The organism is Agarivorans gilvus, assembly GCF_001420915.1.
GTDB classification, from domain to species: Bacteria; Pseudomonadota; Gammaproteobacteria; order Enterobacterales; family Celerinatantimonadaceae; genus Agarivorans; species Agarivorans gilvus.
The window spans coordinates 2,340,203-2,358,199 of sequence record NZ_CP013021.1; the positions used below are offsets into that span (position 1 = coordinate 2,340,203).

Here is a 17,997-nt window from a genome sequence, read left to right on the forward strand (position 1 = left end):
AAGCGCCTCACTGGCCGCCATTTTTTCTTAAAACAAGATAACCAGCCGAACGACTAGTCGGTTACTGTTAATGCTTGGTTCAAGTGGCCAAGCATTAACACTAAGATAGGGCGGCCATTTTAAATAAGCCCCCGTAAAGCTAAAGCACGATGTAGAACGACTAACTACGTGGCGCGGCGGTTGACTCCCGAACGACTAAACTAGGCTCTAATTGCACGCCATTAGTTAAGTCTTGATCCAAACTATTGAGCACCATATTAGCGGCAGCAATGCCCATATCCACAATCGGAAAACGAATGGTGGTTAACTTCGGACGCAAATAACGAGAGTAAAACATGTCATCGTAACCCACTACCGAAATGCGCTCGCCCGGTGATTCATTAGTACGCGATAAAATATCGTAAACACTAATTGCGATATTATCGTTACCACATACCACCGCTGTAAAATCAACATCACGTTGAAACAACTTAGCCGCCGCTTTATTACCACCGTCTTCCTGGAACAAGCCTTCTACAATCAATTGCGGATCATATTCAATTCCCGCTTCACTCAAGGCATTGCGATAACCTTGTAAACGCTCGCGTGCATCAAGGTGAATCAAGGGCCCGGTGATAGAAGCAATTTTAGTATGCCCCAAATCAATCAAGTGCTTGGTTGCCAAATAGCCGCCGAGTTCGTTATTTAAGTAAATACAGCGCTCGGCCAATTCTGGTACGTAACGGTTCAATACATAAATGTTCGGGTACTGTTTGCACAGTTCAATCACCTCGTCATCGGTCATCGCCTGAACCACCAGCAAAATCGCATCAACTCGTCGTGAGTGCAGAAAACGCACCGCTTCACGTTCTTGTTCAATATGATCGTCACCACTGGTAGCGATAAGATGCTGGCCATGCTTACGCAATACCGTTTCAATACTTTGCATCATTGGACCAAAGAATGGCCCCGACAAGGTACCTACCACAATACCAACGCTGTATGAACGGTTAGTTGCCAAAGCTTGAGCAAAAGAGTTAGGTTGATAACCCAACTTCTCCATAGCTGCCTGTACACGTTCCCGATTAACCGCAGAGACTTTATTGTTGCCGTTCATCACTCGTGAAACAGTCGCTTGCGAAACCCCCGCGAGATCCGAGACCTCCTTAATCGTTGCCATTAAATACTCTAGCCTCTCTAATTTTTAAGCGCCTAACACCGCCAGCACGAGCCCAAAAAAACCCGCCCTCGTGAAAGCGCTTTCCCATAATATGACGAAACAAGGTCATTGCTGTCAAATACCTTTATATGCAGCCAAGCTGATATGTGAGCGGCTGCAAAGTTTACAATTGCCCGATGAAAGTTAGACCTGCAACCAAAAGGTCATTGGCCCATCATTTACCAAAGACACCTGCATATCACAGCCAAAACGACCGGTTTCGGTGGCCAAACCTCGATCTTTACAAGCATCAACAAAAAACTCGTACAAGAACTCGGCTTGCTCGGGGCTGGCACCTCGAGAAAAGCCTGGTCTAAGCCCCTTATCGGTGTCTGCTACTAGGGTAAATTGAGATACCACTAATACGCTGCCACCCACTTGTTGCACGTTGAGATTGGTTTTTCCTTGTTGGTCGGCAAAGATGCGATACTTGCTCACTTTCTCACATAACTTAATCGCCTTAGCTTGGTCGTCGCCCTGCTCCACACCTAATAACACCAATAAACCAGTACCAATAGCCCCGGTGGTTTGTTGGTCCACAGTGACGCTGGCCTGCTTTACCCGCTGAATAAGGGCAATCATTACTCTTCCTCTGCCTCTATTACTTGATTATCTGATTGTGCGTCTTGGTTAAACTCCCCCAAGGCCGCGGTAATTTCTGCGCCTAATAACACCACTATCCAACTTAAATACACCCATAGGAATAAAATGGGGATGGCCGCTAAGGCACCATAAATCACTTGGTAAGAAGGAAAAGACGAGACATAAAAGGCAAAGCCGCGTTTGCCCAATTCAAAGACTAAGGCTGCCACCACCGCGCCACTCAAGCCATGTAAAAAGCGGATCGACTTATTTGGTACCAATAAATACAACAAGCAAAATGCCCCTATAGAAAACAACAAGGGAACGGTGCGTAGTAAGGTATTCCAAATACCCAATAAGGTTTCGTCGGCAAATAATTGGATCGAAAAGATATAAGAACTCAGCGCCAAACTGCCACCCATTAACAAAGGGCCTAGGGTTAAAATCATCCAATACATGGGAAAGGCACTACGCCAACGACGCTTTTTAGTGACCCGCCAAATCATGTTTAGGCTATTGTCTATACTGGAAATCAACATTAACGCCACCACGGCTAAGGCAGCAATACCCACCGCGGTCATCCTTGAGGCATTTTCTACAAAAGCCCGTAGGCTGTGTTTTACTACCTCGCCCGAGGCCGGAACGAAATTGCTAAAAACGAAGTCTTCTATCAGAGTCTGAAATCCAGAAAAAACTGGAAAGGCGCTGATAATCGAGAAGGTCACCGCCACCAGCGGCACTAAAGATAACAAACTAACGTAAGCCAAGGAGCCGGCAATCATGGTTAACTTATCGTGTTTTATTCTCTCGATTAAAAAGCATAAAAATGCCTTACTTTGCTGAAAAGAAAACGACCAATTCGGCGTCTTCAAGATGCGACTCATAATTAGTATTAATCCTTTACTTAATATGTTTCTAGAATGACCCAGTTACATCCGCAACTCAAGCACAAGCCCCCGATTTTAGCCTCTAATAAAGCACTTGTGGCCTGATGTTTTTTTGAACTAAGTCACATAAGGTGCTAGACTCCCGCCCCATTTCGTTTCCTTGTTAATGGATTCTATAGAAACATGTTTGAATTTCCCAAGTTTCGTGGAGCAACGGTCAAGAATGACCTGCTTTCCGGATTAACTGTGGCTTTGGCGCTGGTGCCAGAAGCCGTTGCCTTTGCTTTTGTCGCCGGAGTTGAACCTCTGGTGGGCTTATATGCCGCCTTTATGGTGGGCTTAATTACCGCCTTAATCGGTGGCCGCCCAGGCATGATTTCCGGTGCCACCGGCGCCCTAGCCGTGGTAATGGTTGCTTTGGTTGCCGACCATGGCGTGGAATACCTGTTTGCCACCGTAGTATTAATGGGCTGCTTACAAGTATTAGCCGGTGTATGTCACTTGGGTAAATTTATCCGCATGGTGCCCCACCCAGTCATGCTGGGCTTTGTGAACGGCTTAGCCATTGTTATTTTCCTCGCCCAGTTGGGCCAATTCCAAGTACCCAATGCCTTTGGTGAAATGGAATGGATGCAAGGCAGCCAACTGTGGATCATGTTGGGCTTAGTCGCTATAACCATGGCGGTGATTCACTTTCTACCGATGCTCACCAGCGCAGTACCAGCCTCTTTGGTAGCGATTGTTGGCGTGACCTTAGCGGTACAGCTACTCAACCTAGATACCCGCACCGTGGTGGACTTTGTGCGCGGCATGACCGGTGACGCTAATGCCACCATTGCTGGCGGACTGCCTAGCTTTGCCATTCCCAGCGTGCCGTTTAATTTAGAAACGCTGAAGATTATTTTCCCCTACGCCATCGTATTAGCAGCGATTGGTTTGATTGAGTCTTTGTTAACTCTCACCGTAGTGGATGAAATGACCGGCACTCGCGGCCATGGCAACAAAGAATGTATTGGCCAGGGCGTGGCTAACGTAACCACCGGCTTCTTCGGCGGCATGGGCGGCTGTGCCATGATTGGCCAAAGCATGATTAACATTCGCTCTGGTGGTCGTGGCCGTTTATCAGGCATTACCGCTGCGCTAGCCCTGCTGTGCTTCATTCTATTTGGTTCATCACTGATTGAAATGATCCCACTAGCGGCTCTAGTTGGGGTAATGTTCATGGTAGTGCTAGGCACCTTTGAATGGGCCAGCCTAAGAATGATTAACAAGGTACCAAAAGCCGACTTCTTTGTGATTGTGTTGGTATCGGTCGTCACGGTATTCACCGACTTGGCCATCGCGGTATTTGTTGGGGTGATAGTCTCAGCCTTGGTATTTGCTTGGAAACACGCCAAACACATCTACGTAACCACCAGCAGCGTTGATGAAAACCACAAGGTTTACCAACTAGAAGGGCCTTTGTTCTTCGGCTCCACCGCCAACTTTTTAGAGCTATTTGATGCCGCTAACGACCCCAAAAACGTGGTGATCGACTTCGCAAATTCACGAGTGAGCGACCACTCAGCCATTGAAGCCATAGACACCTTGGCCGAACGCTACGAAAAAGCCGGTAAAACCCTGCACTTAAAACACCTTAGCCCAGAGTGTCGCAAGTTATTAACCAAGGCAGGCAGCTCGGTTGAAGTGAACTTAATTGAAGACCCAAGCTATAAAGTTGCCACCGATGCGTTGGATAACTAATACCGCTTGGTGATGACTTAAAACCGCTAATTGAACTCAGTTAGCGGTTTTTTTTGGCTATTATCGTTAATGCCGTCAACACAGGCCGAGCGGTAGCGAGGTCCAGCCCATGCGCGTTTTGCACGGGCGATTGTGCTTGGCTTTGTTATGCATTAGACACTCCTGTGATAAAGAATGATTACAACAACATCCGCCAACATTTTCCTGTGGAATTCTTCCATATCGGCAAAGTGTAATTGCTCTCGATCAATAGCTGCTTTAACCCTACCACAAGCAGCTAGGCATAGATTTCTTTCATCAAGGTCTTTAAAGCCGCCTTGCTCAAGGATAGAAACATAATCTGAACCTACCCACCGATTCCCGACCTTCTTAATATTCCAGTTAAGGCTTTCTTTGCAAAACTCTGCTAAACGATCCTCGTTGTCATGATATTTTTTGGGGGGATCGAGTTTGCTCAGCTCCACAACCAGATTATTAATCAACTCTGCATAACTATCGTCTTCTGGCTCATAGGCTTCATCATCATGACCCCACGTTAATTCCCAGTTCGACTTCACATGAGAAAGTCGACGAGTGACCAGATAATCAAAAAGCTCACTCCAACTAAAAAACTCCCTTATACGTTCATCCATGTGCAGTTCTCAGATTAATGCATAACGCTCGGCACTGTGGCGAGGTGAAACTGGCGGTAAATTTGCGCTAGCAAATTTAGTGACAGCTTTTGCCGAGTCCGACTACTGCCGCTTGTTATAACTTCTTAGAAACAGCATCTCGGAGCTGTTCAAGTACACCAACTAAACTATCGTTTTTGTTTGTACTTTCTATATCCTCAGGACATAACCAATCTAAAAAGTCACTAGCGTTACTATTCCCAAACATTAACAGGATTTCCTGTTGAACTTCATCGGCACTCAAATAATCAGATTTATTACTCACATGAGCAACAGTATAATTTCTGAGCTTTTTTATAGATGTGTTACTTTTGACAGCGTTATAGAATTTATTTCTTAGTTCCGTATACTCGTGCAACTCTTCCTTAAAGTACTTCCCATATTTTTCATTAACCTCCATGTATTTAGAACAATTAATAACAATTGCGGAAATGCAAAGACGCCATAAACACTGCCTTTTCTTCGAGTTTTTAGGATCTTGAAACCAAGCTCTTGATTCATAATCTCTCAACACATTTACTGCAGTAGCAAGATCCATCATCACATTCGTAAGAATTTCTTCTAATTCTAAAAGTTTCATACCCAAATTATCCAGAAGTTATAACGCAGCAGTAAGCTGCAAGCGTAGCGCAGTCTGCTTGACTGCCTTGTTATAAATTAACAAGTGATTGTTTGCTTGAGTATTTATGATAGTTTAAGTAAAAATCTTTATCTTATTGAGATTATGGATATTACAGAAATTTTAGATGTCAAGAAAATGCTCACTGCTACTCTCACATTATGCGGAGGTATTGTAGTGATATCAGTTTGGAATAGAGTCCGATTTTACTTTAATTATAAAACACTCAAAGTCCTTGATAAAAGGTATATAGATAACCATTATGAGGATTTTATCAGAAATAATGGTTATGCTTCTGAGATGTCAGGTAGGAGATTGCACCTGAGACAGCAGATCACATCTGTAGATAAAGATCTGCTAAAAAGTATCGAAAATAATTTGAGAAAAGGGAAGCACTTATTTTTCAAAAACAAAACTTTAGCAGAAAGAACATCTGAAAATATAAAAATTTACCTAGAACTTCACGAAAAGGCTGAAAGTGTGTTACATGAAGATAGTGACAGTAATGCTCAAGTTTTGAGTAGTTTATCTAGGCAAATGCTAGAGCTTTGTATGGCTAATTTCTTCTTTCTTAACCGTCTAAACAAACGTTTGACAGAGACTTGGGATATTACAGATAAGGAATTTATAAGCTCTTTATACGCTAGATATAACAAAGAACAGAACATGACAAAATTACCCACTATCTTAAACCGTCACAATCTTCTGTTCAGAGACTAACAGAAGATACTACTGAGATGGTTGGTTGAATTTATAACGCTAAGTAGGAAGCACGTGCTTCCTATCCCATTCAATGAGCACGCTTCCTATCACAGAAAGAGTGACCTTGCGCAAGGTCACTAGGCTGTTCGTGCTCTCTCTTTAACTTATTGTCTACTTTGATATTTTCTTTTAATTTTATCAATAGTCAATGTTCAAATTCTATAGACCGTTTTGACAAAGGCAGCTTGAGAAATGTTGTGGCTGTGTATAATCACAGTGAAAATGTGCGCAAGCCCTAAACGTTCAGTTTTCCTCATGAAGTCGGGTATTCAGGGTGTTATTGGACCAACTGCCTAATAAACAATGGAGCAAAAACATTTCACACCCACAATAATCAAGATTGCGCTTTTAAATCCCCTTCATCTTCGCCGAGTAGCGCAAATGAACAAGGGATTAGAGTTGAAGTCTGTTTGAGCCTAGCTAGCTACTTCGGAGCCCTTGAGAATGAGAAGATAAGAGGATTAAGTGTGATTTTTCTTTTATACCCCCAGCTTTAGGCAGCAAAGAAGAGCTTTCGCCTACGGCGACATCATTTTTCTTTTACGAGAAAAGAAAAACGAAGCAAAAAGAAAGCTCGCCCCGCATTATCTTCATCCTGCGCGGCTTGGTTCTAAGCGCGCCTGCGCAACTCGCTACGCTCAAACAGTGCTCGGCTTCACCGCTTGTCACCTGCGCTGCTCGGCGATAATGAAGGGATTGAAAAGCACCCACCTTGAACTTTACTTAAAGTGAAGCCATTGAGCTTTAAACTAACAGAGTCTCGAGAAGCCTAAATTGGTTAAATAACTAACAGAATATGTCCCCATCATCTTCGCCGAGTAGCGCAAATGAACAAGGGATCAGAGTTGAAGTCTGTTTGAGCGTAGCGAGTTACTTCAACGCCCTTGTGAATGCGCAACGCAGGATCTAAGAAGATGCGGGGTGGCCTTTCTTTTGTATACTTTTCTTTGGCCAGCAAAGAAAAGTATATCGCCGTCAGGGCGAAATCTTCACTAACAGTTCAATACAAAACTAAATGATAAAAACGAGCTTATCAGCCCCCCCAAAAAAATAACCAAACACACAATCCAGCAAAAATCAGTTCCCAGTCAGCAAAACAATCACTATCAAAATGGTACTCAAGTATTAATTTGATAGTGATAGAGAAAGCTATCACTAGTTATTATCAAGCCATATTCACTGGCGGCCACCGCTCACCATCCTGCTGCTCAGCCTAGTAATATATCGAGCAAAGCCCCGCTACAGCGCTATGCGCCACGCCCATCGCCCCCAGCTCCGCTAGCTACTAAAACACAGCCCAAGCCCCTTGGCATAGGCCTTGCTATTCCCTGTTTATGCTTCGGTATCTCAATCTTGATACCCACATTTTTAGAAATATCCAAGGAGTAGGATCATGGCAGACGTGATGCGCCCGGTTCCATTTACAGAACTACTACAACGCATGTTTGGTGAATATGAGCAAAGCCAAGCTATTTTTGATATTCCCCAGCAGCAGTTTTATCGCCCGGCTCAGCAAGGCGCTCACACCGTATGGGATGAACAAACAGATACCTTAGTCGGCCCCGCCGCAGGCCCCCATACTCAACTGGCACAAAATATTGTTGCCTCGTGGTTAGCGGGCGGGCGCTTTATGGAGCTTAAAACCGTTCAGAAGCTCGATACGCTGGAGATCGCTAAGCCCTGTATCGATGCCGAAGACGAGTGTTTTAATACCGAGTGGTCCACCGAGTTTACTCTGCCCAAAGCCTATGATGAGTATCTAAAAGCCTGGTTTGCTTTGCACTTACTCGAGTGCGTATTTCAAGAAAAGCCGGTTGGCCAAGCCAAATCCTTCATCTTTAATATGAGTGTGGGTTACGACTTAGCCGGTATTCAATCGGCGCCGATGCAAGAATATCTTGCGAATATGCTTGATGCCTCGGCCCATCCCAAATTTGCCCAATACCAGCAAGAGTTGCAGGAATTCATCCTCGCTACGCCTTGGCTCACGAGCATCGCCGGCCTGAGCGAATTGCCTAAACATATTTCGCCCAAGATTACTTCGGGGGTGACCCTTTCTACCATGCATGGCTGTCCGCCGCATGAAATTGAAATGATTTGTCGCTACATGCTCGAAGAGCGCGGCATTAATACCTTCGTTAAGCTCAACCCCACACTACTCGGTTACCAACGGGTAAGAGAGATTCTTGACCAAACCGGCTTTAGTTACGTACAACTCAGCGAGGAAGCCTTCGCCCACGACCTACAACTGGTTGATGCTAAGGCCATGTTGCACCGCTTGGTCGACTTAGCCCAACAGCAGCAAATCGGTTTTGGGGTAAAACTCACCAATACCCTTGGCACGCTTAACCACAAGGGCCGCCTCCCCGAAAAAGAAATGTATATGTCGGGTAGAGCGCTGTTCCCCTTGTCTATTAATGTCGCGCTAGAGCTGTCTCGTGAATTTAACGGCCAACTGCCTATTTCCTACTCTGGTGGTGCCAATAAATTTAATATTCAGGCCATCTTCGATACCGGCATTCGCCCCATCACCATGGCCACCGAACTGCTGAAACCCGGTGGCTATATGCGCCTTAGCGATTGCGTTAAGGTACTGGATGCCGCCGACAGCACGCCACGTGCCAGCATTGATGTAGCCAAACTAGAGCTATTAGCAGCACAGGCCCTAACTGACAAATTCAGCCAAAAAGAATGGCGTGGCAGCGATGCGGTGCGAGTAAAAGGCCAAGTGCCACTCAGCGATTGTTCGGTAGCCCCCTGTGTGAGCGCCTGCCCAATCAGCCAAGACATTCCCGAATATATTCGTTTAGTAAGCGAGCAGAAATACAGCCAGGCCCTAGACGTTATTTATGAACGCAATGCCCTGCCCTCAATTACCGGCCACATCTGCGACCACGAGTGCCAATACAACTGTACTCGCCGTGACTATGAAGGTGCGGTCAACATTCGTGAAATGAAAAAAATTGCGCTGGCAAAAGGCTGGGATGACTACCTAAAACAATGGCAGCAACCCAAGCTTGACTCAAACAAAGCGCCGGTGGCGATTATCGGTGCCGGTCCTGCTGGCTTGTCGGCGGGCTACTTTCTGGCGCGCGCCGGCCACCCAGTAACGATTTTTGAAAAAGAAAGCAGTGCTGGCGGTGTGGTAAATAATATTATTCCGCAATTCCGCATTCCTCGCGAAACCATCGAGCACGACATTAAGTTTGTAGAGCAGCACGGGGTTAAGATTGAATACGGCTGCGATCCCCAGCTGACTATCGCCAAGTTAAAAGACAGTGGTTACCCCTATATCTGCCTTGGCATAGGCGCCGATAAAGGCAACCCCTTCAACTTAGCGGGTGACAATGAAAACCGCTTTAAGTCGCTGGAATTCCTGCGTAAATTTAATGATGGCGAGCTACCTGCACTAGGTAAACACGTGGTCGTGGTGGGCGCTGGTAATACCGCCATGGACAGCGCCAGAGCCGCATTGCGGGTAGACGGAGTAGAAAAAGTCACGGTGCTTTATCGCCGCAGCGAAGCAGAAATGCCGGCTCACCGTGGTGAATACCTATTAGCGGTAGCCGACGGCATCGAGTTTAAGTTCCTCTGTAATCCTGAGCAATTTAACGCCGACGGCCAACTAAGCGCCCGGGTAATGCAGCTAGGCGAGCCCGATGAAAAAGGCCGTCGTCGCCCTATCGCTACCGATGAAACCATAGTGCTGCAAGCCGATGCGCTAGTTACCGCGATTGGTGAGCAAACCAATTGCGATACCCTCACTCGCCTCGGCCTGCCAATAGCCGCCGATGGCTGGCCAGAGCTAGATAAAGCCAGCGGAGAAACCGCAGTAGAAGGAGTATTCCTACTGGGTGATGCCAATACCGGACCCTCGTCAATCGTTTCGGCAATAGCAACCGCCAGAAAGGCCAGCGCCGCAATCTTAAGCCGCGAAAAGCAAGCGCTACAAACTCGCAGCTTTAGCTCTAAGGTGAGCCGCGCCGAAGTCTATCAACGCAAGGGCAGCATCGACATTCAAGTGATAGAGCCTGAAAACTTAAGCCCTGAGAATTATGAGCAGTTTGCCGAGCAAGAAGCCCAACGCTGCCTTGAGTGTTCTTACGTTTGCAGCAAGTGTGTAGATGTGTGTCCCAACCGCGCCAACATCGCACTGCCGATTCCCGGCTTTAAAGAGAGCCATCAAGTGCTGCATTTAGATGCCTACTGTAACGAATGCGGTAACTGTGGCCAGTTCTGCCCATGGGAGAGCAAACCTTACCAAGACAAGTTCACCATTTTCAGCCTGCGGGAAGATTTTGAATCTAGCCACAACCAAGGCTTCTTGGTCGAGCAACAACAGGTATCGCTGCGCGCCAAGGGCGAAAACCATTGCTTTGAACTGAATCCACAAGGTGAATTAGAGCTGCCCGAAGCACTGGCTAAAGAAGGGCAGATTATTAACTACGTACTTAAGCAACGCGCTTATCTTTTGGGCCGCGTAGAGCTGTAAGCAAGGAGCTTAACGATGATCATATTAACCAATACCACTGCCGTACAGTTCGAGCCCAGCTTGGTGAAGCAAGGCGTAGACATTGCCATAAATAAGGGCCTAATTGAGGAAGTGGGTAGCAACCTAGCCGCCAAATACCCCGAAGCCGATAAACACGACATGCGGGGGCAAATCGTGATGCCCGGCATCGTCTGTGCCCATAACCACTTTTACTCGGGCCTAGCCCGAGGCATCATGGCCGACATTAAACCCAGCCCTGATTTTATCTCTACTCTAGAGAATTTATGGTGGCGCTTAGATCGCGCCTTAGATGAAGAAAGCCTGTATTACAGCGGCCTAATTTGCTCTTTAGAAGCGATAAAAAATGGCTGTACTTCGGTGATTGATCACCATGCCTCACCCAACTTTATTGAAGGCTCCTTAGATTGCCTAAAACAAGGCTTTTTAAAGGCTGGCCTGCGCGGCATGACCTGCTTTGAAACCACCGATCGCAACGGCGGTTTAGACGAGCTAGCCAAGGGCGTGGAAGAAAACATTCGGTTTGCGCAAAAAATTGACCAAGACAAGGCCGCCGGAACCGAACCCTACTTGGTAGAAGCCCACATTGGTGCTCACGCCGCCTTTACCGTGGCCAACGAAGGCCTAGCCATGCTCGGCGAAGCAGTTAAAGCCACTGGGCGAGGCTTGCATATTCATGTGGCGGAAGATGCCTACGACGTTTCACACAGTCATCATCATTACCAACAAGACATCGTTGAGAGACTGGCCAGCTATGGTTTGATTAACGACAAAACCCTGTTAGCCCACGGCATTTTCCTGTCTGAGAATGACATCAAGCTGCTCAATCAAGCCGACGGCTTTCTGGTGCATAACGCTCGCTCCAACATGAACAACCATGTGGGTTACAACCAACAGCTGAGCAAGTTTAATAATCTTGCCTTAGGCACCGATGGCATTGGCGCCGATATGTTTGAAGAGCTTAAGTTTGCCTTCTTTAAACATCGTGACGCCGGTGGCCCGCTATGGCCAGATAGTTTTCTTAAAAACCTATGGAACGGTAATCAATTACTGGCGAGAAACTTTGCCGCCAAGTTTGGCCGCTTAGAAAAAGGCTACAAGGCCGATCTAACAGTGCTGGACTACTACAGCCCAACCCCATTGTTGGCCGACAACCTAGCCGGGCACTTTGCCTTTGGCATGAACTCCGGCAATGTTACTGGGGTAATGGTAGAAGGACGCTTTGTTTACCAAGACAGAGCCTTCCCCTTCGATGTGGCACCGATTTATGCCGAAGCCCAAAAGGCCGCGCAGGCCCTGTGGAAACGCATGGACGCGCTATAAGCCATTCTTAATAAAAAGGCGCTGCTCATGCAGCGCCAGCTCGTTTCAGCGTCAGTTAAATCACCCTGATTAAATAATCCTCATTGGCGGGTAGCAGCTCACCAACCGCCTGTAAGGCTATACCGTGTTGCTGCGCCAAGCGCTGCACTTGCTCACCCTCACCCGCGGCCACCGCAATCAACAATCCACCCGAGGTTTGCGGATCACACAGGATGGCTTTTTGCTGCTCACTAAGCGGCGCTATTTTATGGCCATAACTAGCAAAGTTTCGCTGGGTACCACCGGGCACACAGCCCATTTCCACGTAGCCATTCACGCCAGGCAAGCTGGGCACCTTGTCAAACCACAGCTCAGCGCTAACTTGGCTGCCTTCGCAAATTTCGCTTAGATGGCCTAACAGGCCAAAACCGGTAACATCGGTCATGGCTTTAACACAAGCCAGCTCGGCAAACTCGGCACCAATGTTATTTAGCTTACACATCCAGTCGCGTGCCAAACCTTGATGCTCAGCAGCCAGCTTGGCTTTTTTTTCGGCGGTGGTTAATACCCCAATCCCCAGCGGTTTGGTCAAATACAGTTCACAGCCCACTTCCGCCCGAGAATTACGTTTCACCTTGGCGCTATCAATCACCCCAGTCACCGCTAAACCAAAGATGGGTTCCGGTGAGTCAATCGAGTGACCGCCAGCCAGAGAAATACCGACTTCATGGCACACCGAGCGTCCGCCCTCTATCACTTGTTGGGCCACCTCTGCAGGTAGTTTATCCACCGGCCAACCCAAAATCGCAATCGCCATAATCGGTTTAGCGCCCATGGCATAAATATCGCTGATGGCATTGGTGGCGGCGATGCGACCAAAATCAAAAGGGTCATCCACTATCGGCATGAAGAAATCGGTGGTACTGACCACCGCCGTACCATTGCCCAAGTCGTAAACGGCGGCATCGTCTTTAGATTCATTGCCCACCAGCAAGTGCGGATCGTTAAAGGTAGCACCGCTGGATTTTAATATCTTATCAAGCACTTGGGGTGAGATTTTACAACCACAGCCAGCTCCATGGCTGTACTGAGTTAAGCGGATCGGCTGTTCCATTTGAGACTCGTTTTCCAAAATAAGCTAAGCCTGAAAGTAGCACGGCTAGAGCAAGCAGAAAAGACCATTGGTACAAAATTTTCAAACAAGACCATTGAGAAAAATAAATAACAAAATTCTATTGTATTTTTGAAAATTAATTTTTAGTATCAATGTAAGTGGTAAATAGGTTTTACTTATTCTCTTTAGCAAGAGTAAAACAGCCAGCCATTAGCGACTAAATCAAAGGATGGTTAATCTCCCAGTTTAACTGTGGTTATTAGGCACATTGCTTGCTTTGTCAGTACACAAAGAAGTTACAGAGAAGCATTAAGATGATAGATGTAATCATAAACAACACAGCATACAGCATCGACGACAGCCTACCGATTACGCTGATGGACTACCTGCGCGATGAATTAGGCCTAAAGTCGGTAAAAGACGGCTGTAACCAAGGCGCTTGTGGCACCTGTACCGTTATCATTGATGGGGTAGCGCAACGCTCCTGCAGCCAGCTCTCTTCGCTAGAAGATGACATTGAGATTGTCACCATCGAGGGGCTCAGCGAGCGAGAAAAAGACGTTTATGATTTTGCCTTTGCCGAAGCCGGCGCGGTGCAATGTGGTTTTTGCATCCCCGGAATGGTGCTAAGTAGCAAAGCCCTACTCGATAAAAACCTTCAACCCAGCGACGATGAAATTAAACATGCGCTGCGCCGCAATATTTGTCGCTGCACCGGTTATGTGAAGATCATCGAAGCAGTACACCTTGCCGCGCGTTATTTTCGAGAAGATTTTGCTATTCCCGAACAACACTGCGATGGCAAGTTAGACAGTAATCTACATCGCGTAGATGCTCGGGAAAAAACCCTAGGCTACGGCGAATACGTAGACGACATGACCCTGCCCAACATGCTGCATGGTAAGGCCTTAAGAACCCCAGCCCCGCGAGCGCGCATCATCAAAATTGATATTGAAAAAGCTCAGCAGCATCCCGATGCCGTCTGTGTCCTCACCGCTGCCGACATTCCCGGTGACAATAAACACGGCCACTTGGTACAAGACTGGGACAGCTTGATTGCCGAGGGTGATATCACTCGTTATGTGGGTGATGCCCTAGCCTTGGTCGCCAGTAAAAATCCGCTTTCCTTAAACGCGATTTTGCAATTGATTGAAGTGGAATATGAAGAATTAGAGCCGCTCACCAGCCCCGCCGAGGCAATGCTGCCAGACGCACCGAAAATTCATCCCGGCGGCAATATTCTGTGTAATGAAAAGCTAGTGCGTGGCGATGCCGAAACGGCGATCAACAATGCCGCCCATGTGGTGACTCAGCACTATTCCACACCGTTTACCGAACATGCCTTCATGGAGCCAGAGTGCGCCATCGCATTGATCGAAAACCAAGATGTGCTGCTGTATACCGGCGCTCAAGGGATTTACGACGACCAACACGAAGTGTCGCGTATTCTCGGCATTGGTGAAGAGCGAGTGCGCGTGCACAGCAAGTTAGTGGGCGGTGGCTTTGGCGGTAAAGAAGACATGAGCGTGCAGCATCATGCGGCGCTACTGGCTTGGCACAGCAAACAACCAGTGAAGGTGAAGCTGACTCGCCAAGAAAGCATTATGATCCACCCCAAACGCCATGCCATGGAAATCGAAATGACCACCGCCTGTGACGAAACCGGCAAATTGGTGGGCATGCAAGCCAAGATTATCTCCGATACCGGCGCTTACGCCTCGCTGGGTGGCCCAGTATTACAACGCGCCTGTACCCATGCTGCAGGGCCTTATAGCTTTAAAGACGTAGCGGTATACGGCACCGCCGTTTATACCAATAACCCTCCGGGTGGCGCCTTCCGTGGTTTTGGGGTGTCGCAAGTGGCGTTTGCCCTTGAATCTAACATCAATCTATTAGCCGAAAAAGTTGGCCTATCGCCCTGGGAAATCCGCCATCTTAATGCGGTAAGACCGGGGCAGGCGCTACCCAATGGCCAAATTGCCGACCAAAGCACCGGCCTGGTGGAATGCCTAGAAGCGCTGAAAGAAGTTTACCAATCTAGCCCTCGCGCTGGCATCGCCGTGTCCTTTAAAAACAGCGGTTTGGGCGTGGGCATTCCCGACCATGGCCGCGCTATTTTATCGGTGGAAGCAGGCAAGGTGCACGTTCGCACCAGCGCCGCTTGTATTGGCCAAGGCGTAGCCACGGTGGCGGTACACATAGTGTGTGAGGTCACCGATTTAAGCCCTGAGGCTATAGTGGTAGAGGCACCAGATACCGCCAGAACCCCTAACTCCGGCACCACTACTGCTTCACGACAAACGGTATTCACCGGTGAAGCAATACGCCGAGCGGCGCAGAGCCTACAACAGGCGCTAGCCGCTGAAGCGACGCTCAGCGATTTAAACGGGCAGGAATTTTACGGCGAATACGCCAGCGATACCGATCCGATCAACAGTGATAAGCCCAACCCCGTCAGTCACGTAGCCTATGGTTACGCGGCCCAAGTGGTGCTATTAGACGAGCAAGGCAAAGTAGAGAAAGTCGCCGCCGCCTATGACCTAGGCAAGGTGATTAACCGCAAGTCTGCCGAAGGGCAAATCGAAGGCGGCATCGTGATGGGGCTAGGTTATGCCCTCACCGAGGATTACCCCCTCGTTAAAGCGGTGCCGAAGACCAACTACAAGGGTTTGAAGTTATTCAAAGCCACCGATATTCCACAGATTGAAACCATGATTGTTGAACGCGAATTTGATCCAGAGGTCGCGCTTGGCGCTAAAGGTGTGGGGGAATTGGCAACCATTCCTACCGCACCCGCAACTCAAGGGGCTTATTACGCCTTGGACGGCAAATTTAGAACCAAGCTACCGCTGGAGGCAACCGCCTATTCGCCGAAACCGAAGAAAAAACCGACACGGAGAGTTAGAAGATGACCCAAAGCACAGAAGAGCGCGTCGCCGGCTCTGAGATAATCTACGGATTAAACGATAAACCGGCACCCACCACCTCGTTTTTAGCCGCCCTGCAACACTTGCTGGCGATCTTTATTGGCATTATGACACCGCCGCTGATCATTGGTGGCGCGCTACAACTGCCACCCGATATGAAGGCCTACATTATTAGCATGGCGCTGTTTGTTTCAGGCATCGCCACCTTCATTCAGGTGAAAAAATTCGGCCCCATTGGCTCGGGCCTATTAAGCATTCAAGGTACCAGCTTTACCTTTTTAAGCCTGTCGATTGGCATTGGCCTATCGGTGAAAGCCGCCGGCGGTTCGCCAGAACAAGCACTGGGTACCATTTTTGGTGTCGCGCTGATCTGTTCACCCATGGAAATGATCTTCAGCCGCTTTGTTCCAGCCCTGAAAAAAGTGATTACCCCCTTGGTCAGTGGCATCGTAGTTACCCTGATTGGCTTATCGCTGATCCGCGTAGCGGTCACCGACATCGGTGGCGGCCAGTGGTTACTAAGCAATAAACCCGAGTTATACGCTAGCCCTACCAACTTACTGTTGGCAGCCCTAGTGATTGTTACCATCATTGTGTTAAACCGCAGCCGCAACCAATGGCTACGCATGGGCGCCATCGCCATTGCGTTAATATTGGGCTACTGCGTGGCTGCTGCACTGGGCTTGGTACAATTTGCTAAGTTAGGTGGCATGGACGTATTTACCGCCCCCGTTCCCTTCAAGTTTGGTTTTTATATCTCATGGGAACACGTACTGCCCATGGCTCTGCTCTACCTCATCACCACCGTAGAATCGATGGGCGATTTAACCGCGACCTCCATGGTTTCGGGCGAGCCGGTTGAAGGCGAAACCTACATGAAACGCATCTCTGGCGGCATACTCGGTGACGGCATTAACTCGGCGCTGGCCGCAGTATTTAACTCCTTCCCTAATACCACCTTCAGCCAAAACAACGGGGTGATTCAAATGACCGGTGTGGCCAGCCGCCACGTAGGTTTTTGGATTTCTGGTTTATTGGTGATATTTGGCCTATTCCCAGTGATCGGCGGCTTGATTTCCCTCATTCCTAATTCGGTATTAGGCGGCGCCACGGTGATCATGTTTGGTACGGTAGCGGCAGCGGGCATTCGCATCATCGCCAGCAGCGTAATTGACCGTCGCGGCATGTTGATCATGGCCATCTCGCTAGCCATGGGCCTTGGCGTGGTATTCCGCCCAGAAATTTTGGCCGGCTTCCCCGACGTGATTAAACAAATCTTCGGTTCGGCGATTACCACCGGTGGTTTAACGGCCATCTTCTTAAACGTGGTACTACCTCAAAGCTTGCGCGAGCAAAAGGTAGAAACCAGCCAAGACCCTTTAAGTGTTAAACACTAGTCGCGCCAGCGACTAAGCAAAGCCTCCCCAATCAAAGCAGAGAGTGGAGGCCAGAAAGTCTAGGCAGAATGCAAACAAAGGCTGCTCATATACGAGTAGCCTTTTTGTTTTTAGAGCAGTGAGATAAGCAGCAGGGCAAATTAGCCAACGCAGGGGGAATAGCCATTTAACGTCATACCTATAAACGGCTTAGGGTTTGAGCTTTAGCCTCGGTTAACGAGTAAAAAAGGTGTAATTTTTTAAATGGTATTTGTCTTATTACCATGATAAAAAACCAGATCTTTG

General features: G+C 48.0%; 12 protein-coding genes. 6 read left to right on the forward strand and 6 right to left on the reverse strand.

Annotation, left to right across the window (positions count from 1 at the left end):
• Window positions 1–160: 160 nt before the first annotated feature.
• From AR383_RS10935 to AR383_RS10945, 3 genes are all read right to left on the reverse strand, one after another.
• Entirely contained in the window at window positions 161–1,159 is a 999-nt protein-coding gene (locus AR383_RS10935) for a LacI family DNA-binding transcriptional regulator (RefSeq protein ID WP_055733168.1), read from the reverse strand.
• 183 nt (window positions 1,160–1,342) lie between these two features.
• Window positions 1,343–1,780 carry a D-aminoacyl-tRNA deacylase gene (dtd, locus tag AR383_RS10940; RefSeq protein ID WP_055733169.1) on the reverse strand — a complete coding sequence of 146 codons (438 nt, stop codon included), beginning with the start codon at window positions 1,778–1,780 and terminating at the stop codon, window positions 1,343–1,345.
• Entirely contained in the window at window positions 1,780–2,664 is an 885-nt protein-coding gene (locus AR383_RS10945; protein WP_055733170.1) for a virulence factor BrkB family protein, read from the reverse strand. Before AR383_RS10945 ends, dtd begins: the two co-directional genes overlap by 1 nt.
• 186 nt (window positions 2,665–2,850) lie before the next feature.
• Here AR383_RS10945 and AR383_RS10950 point away from each other — a divergent pair, with 186 nt between their 5' ends.
• On the forward strand, window positions 2,851–4,410 hold the full coding sequence (locus AR383_RS10950) for a SulP family inorganic anion transporter (protein ID WP_055733171.1): 1,560 nt from the start codon (window positions 2,851–2,853) through the stop codon (window positions 4,408–4,410).
• A 152-nt stretch (window positions 4,411–4,562) separates the two neighbouring features.
• Here the strand turns inward: AR383_RS10950 and AR383_RS10955 are convergent, their stop codons facing one another.
• Window positions 4,563–5,042: a hypothetical protein gene (locus tag AR383_RS10955; protein ID WP_055733172.1), complete on the reverse strand. Its 480-nt coding sequence runs from the start codon at window positions 5,040–5,042 to the stop codon at window positions 4,563–4,565.
• Between the two features lie 115 nt (window positions 5,043–5,157).
• The gene (locus tag AR383_RS10960; protein ID WP_055733173.1) at window positions 5,158–5,661 is read right to left on the reverse strand and encodes a hypothetical protein; all 504 of its coding nucleotides are present in this window, start codon (window positions 5,659–5,661) and stop codon (window positions 5,158–5,160) included.
• Between the two features lie 96 nt (window positions 5,662–5,757).
• On the opposite strand from AR383_RS10960, the gene AR383_RS10965 reads away from it, so the two are divergent.
• The 3 genes from AR383_RS10965 (at window position 5,758) to ssnA (ending at window position 12,295) form a co-directional block, all read left to right on the forward strand.
• Window positions 5,758–6,420: a hypothetical protein gene (locus AR383_RS10965; RefSeq protein WP_157051706.1), complete on the forward strand. Its 663-nt coding sequence runs from the start codon at window positions 5,758–5,760 to the stop codon at window positions 6,418–6,420.
• Between the two features lie 1,435 nt (window positions 6,421–7,855).
• Window positions 7,856–10,954 (forward strand): putative selenate reductase subunit YgfK, encoded by a 3,099-nt coding sequence (gene ygfK / locus AR383_RS10970; protein WP_055733175.1) that lies wholly within the window; start codon window positions 7,856–7,858, stop codon window positions 10,952–10,954.
• Between the two features lie 15 nt (window positions 10,955–10,969).
• Window positions 10,970–12,295, forward strand: coding sequence for a putative aminohydrolase SsnA (gene ssnA, locus AR383_RS10975; protein WP_055733176.1), 1,326 nt, complete (start codon window positions 10,970–10,972; stop codon window positions 12,293–12,295).
• Window positions 12,296–12,350: 55 nt separating this feature from the next.
• Here ssnA and selD read toward each other — a convergent pair whose 3' ends face one another.
• The gene (gene selD, locus AR383_RS10980) at window positions 12,351–13,388 is read right to left on the reverse strand and encodes a selenide, water dikinase SelD (protein WP_055733177.1); all 1,038 of its coding nucleotides are present in this window, start codon (window positions 13,386–13,388) and stop codon (window positions 12,351–12,353) included.
• A gap of 314 nt (window positions 13,389–13,702) precedes the next feature.
• Between selD and xdh the strand changes: the two genes are divergently transcribed.
• The gene (xdh, locus tag AR383_RS10985) at window positions 13,703–16,300 is read left to right on the forward strand and encodes a selenium-dependent xanthine dehydrogenase (protein ID WP_055733178.1); all 2,598 of its coding nucleotides are present in this window, start codon (window positions 13,703–13,705) and stop codon (window positions 16,298–16,300) included.
• Window positions 16,297–17,712: a nucleobase:cation symporter-2 family protein gene (locus AR383_RS10990; protein WP_055733179.1), complete on the forward strand. Its 1,416-nt coding sequence runs from the start codon at window positions 16,297–16,299 to the stop codon at window positions 17,710–17,712. The genes xdh and AR383_RS10990 overlap by 4 nt, the downstream gene beginning before the upstream one ends.
• Window positions 17,713–17,997 lie beyond the last annotated feature (285 nt).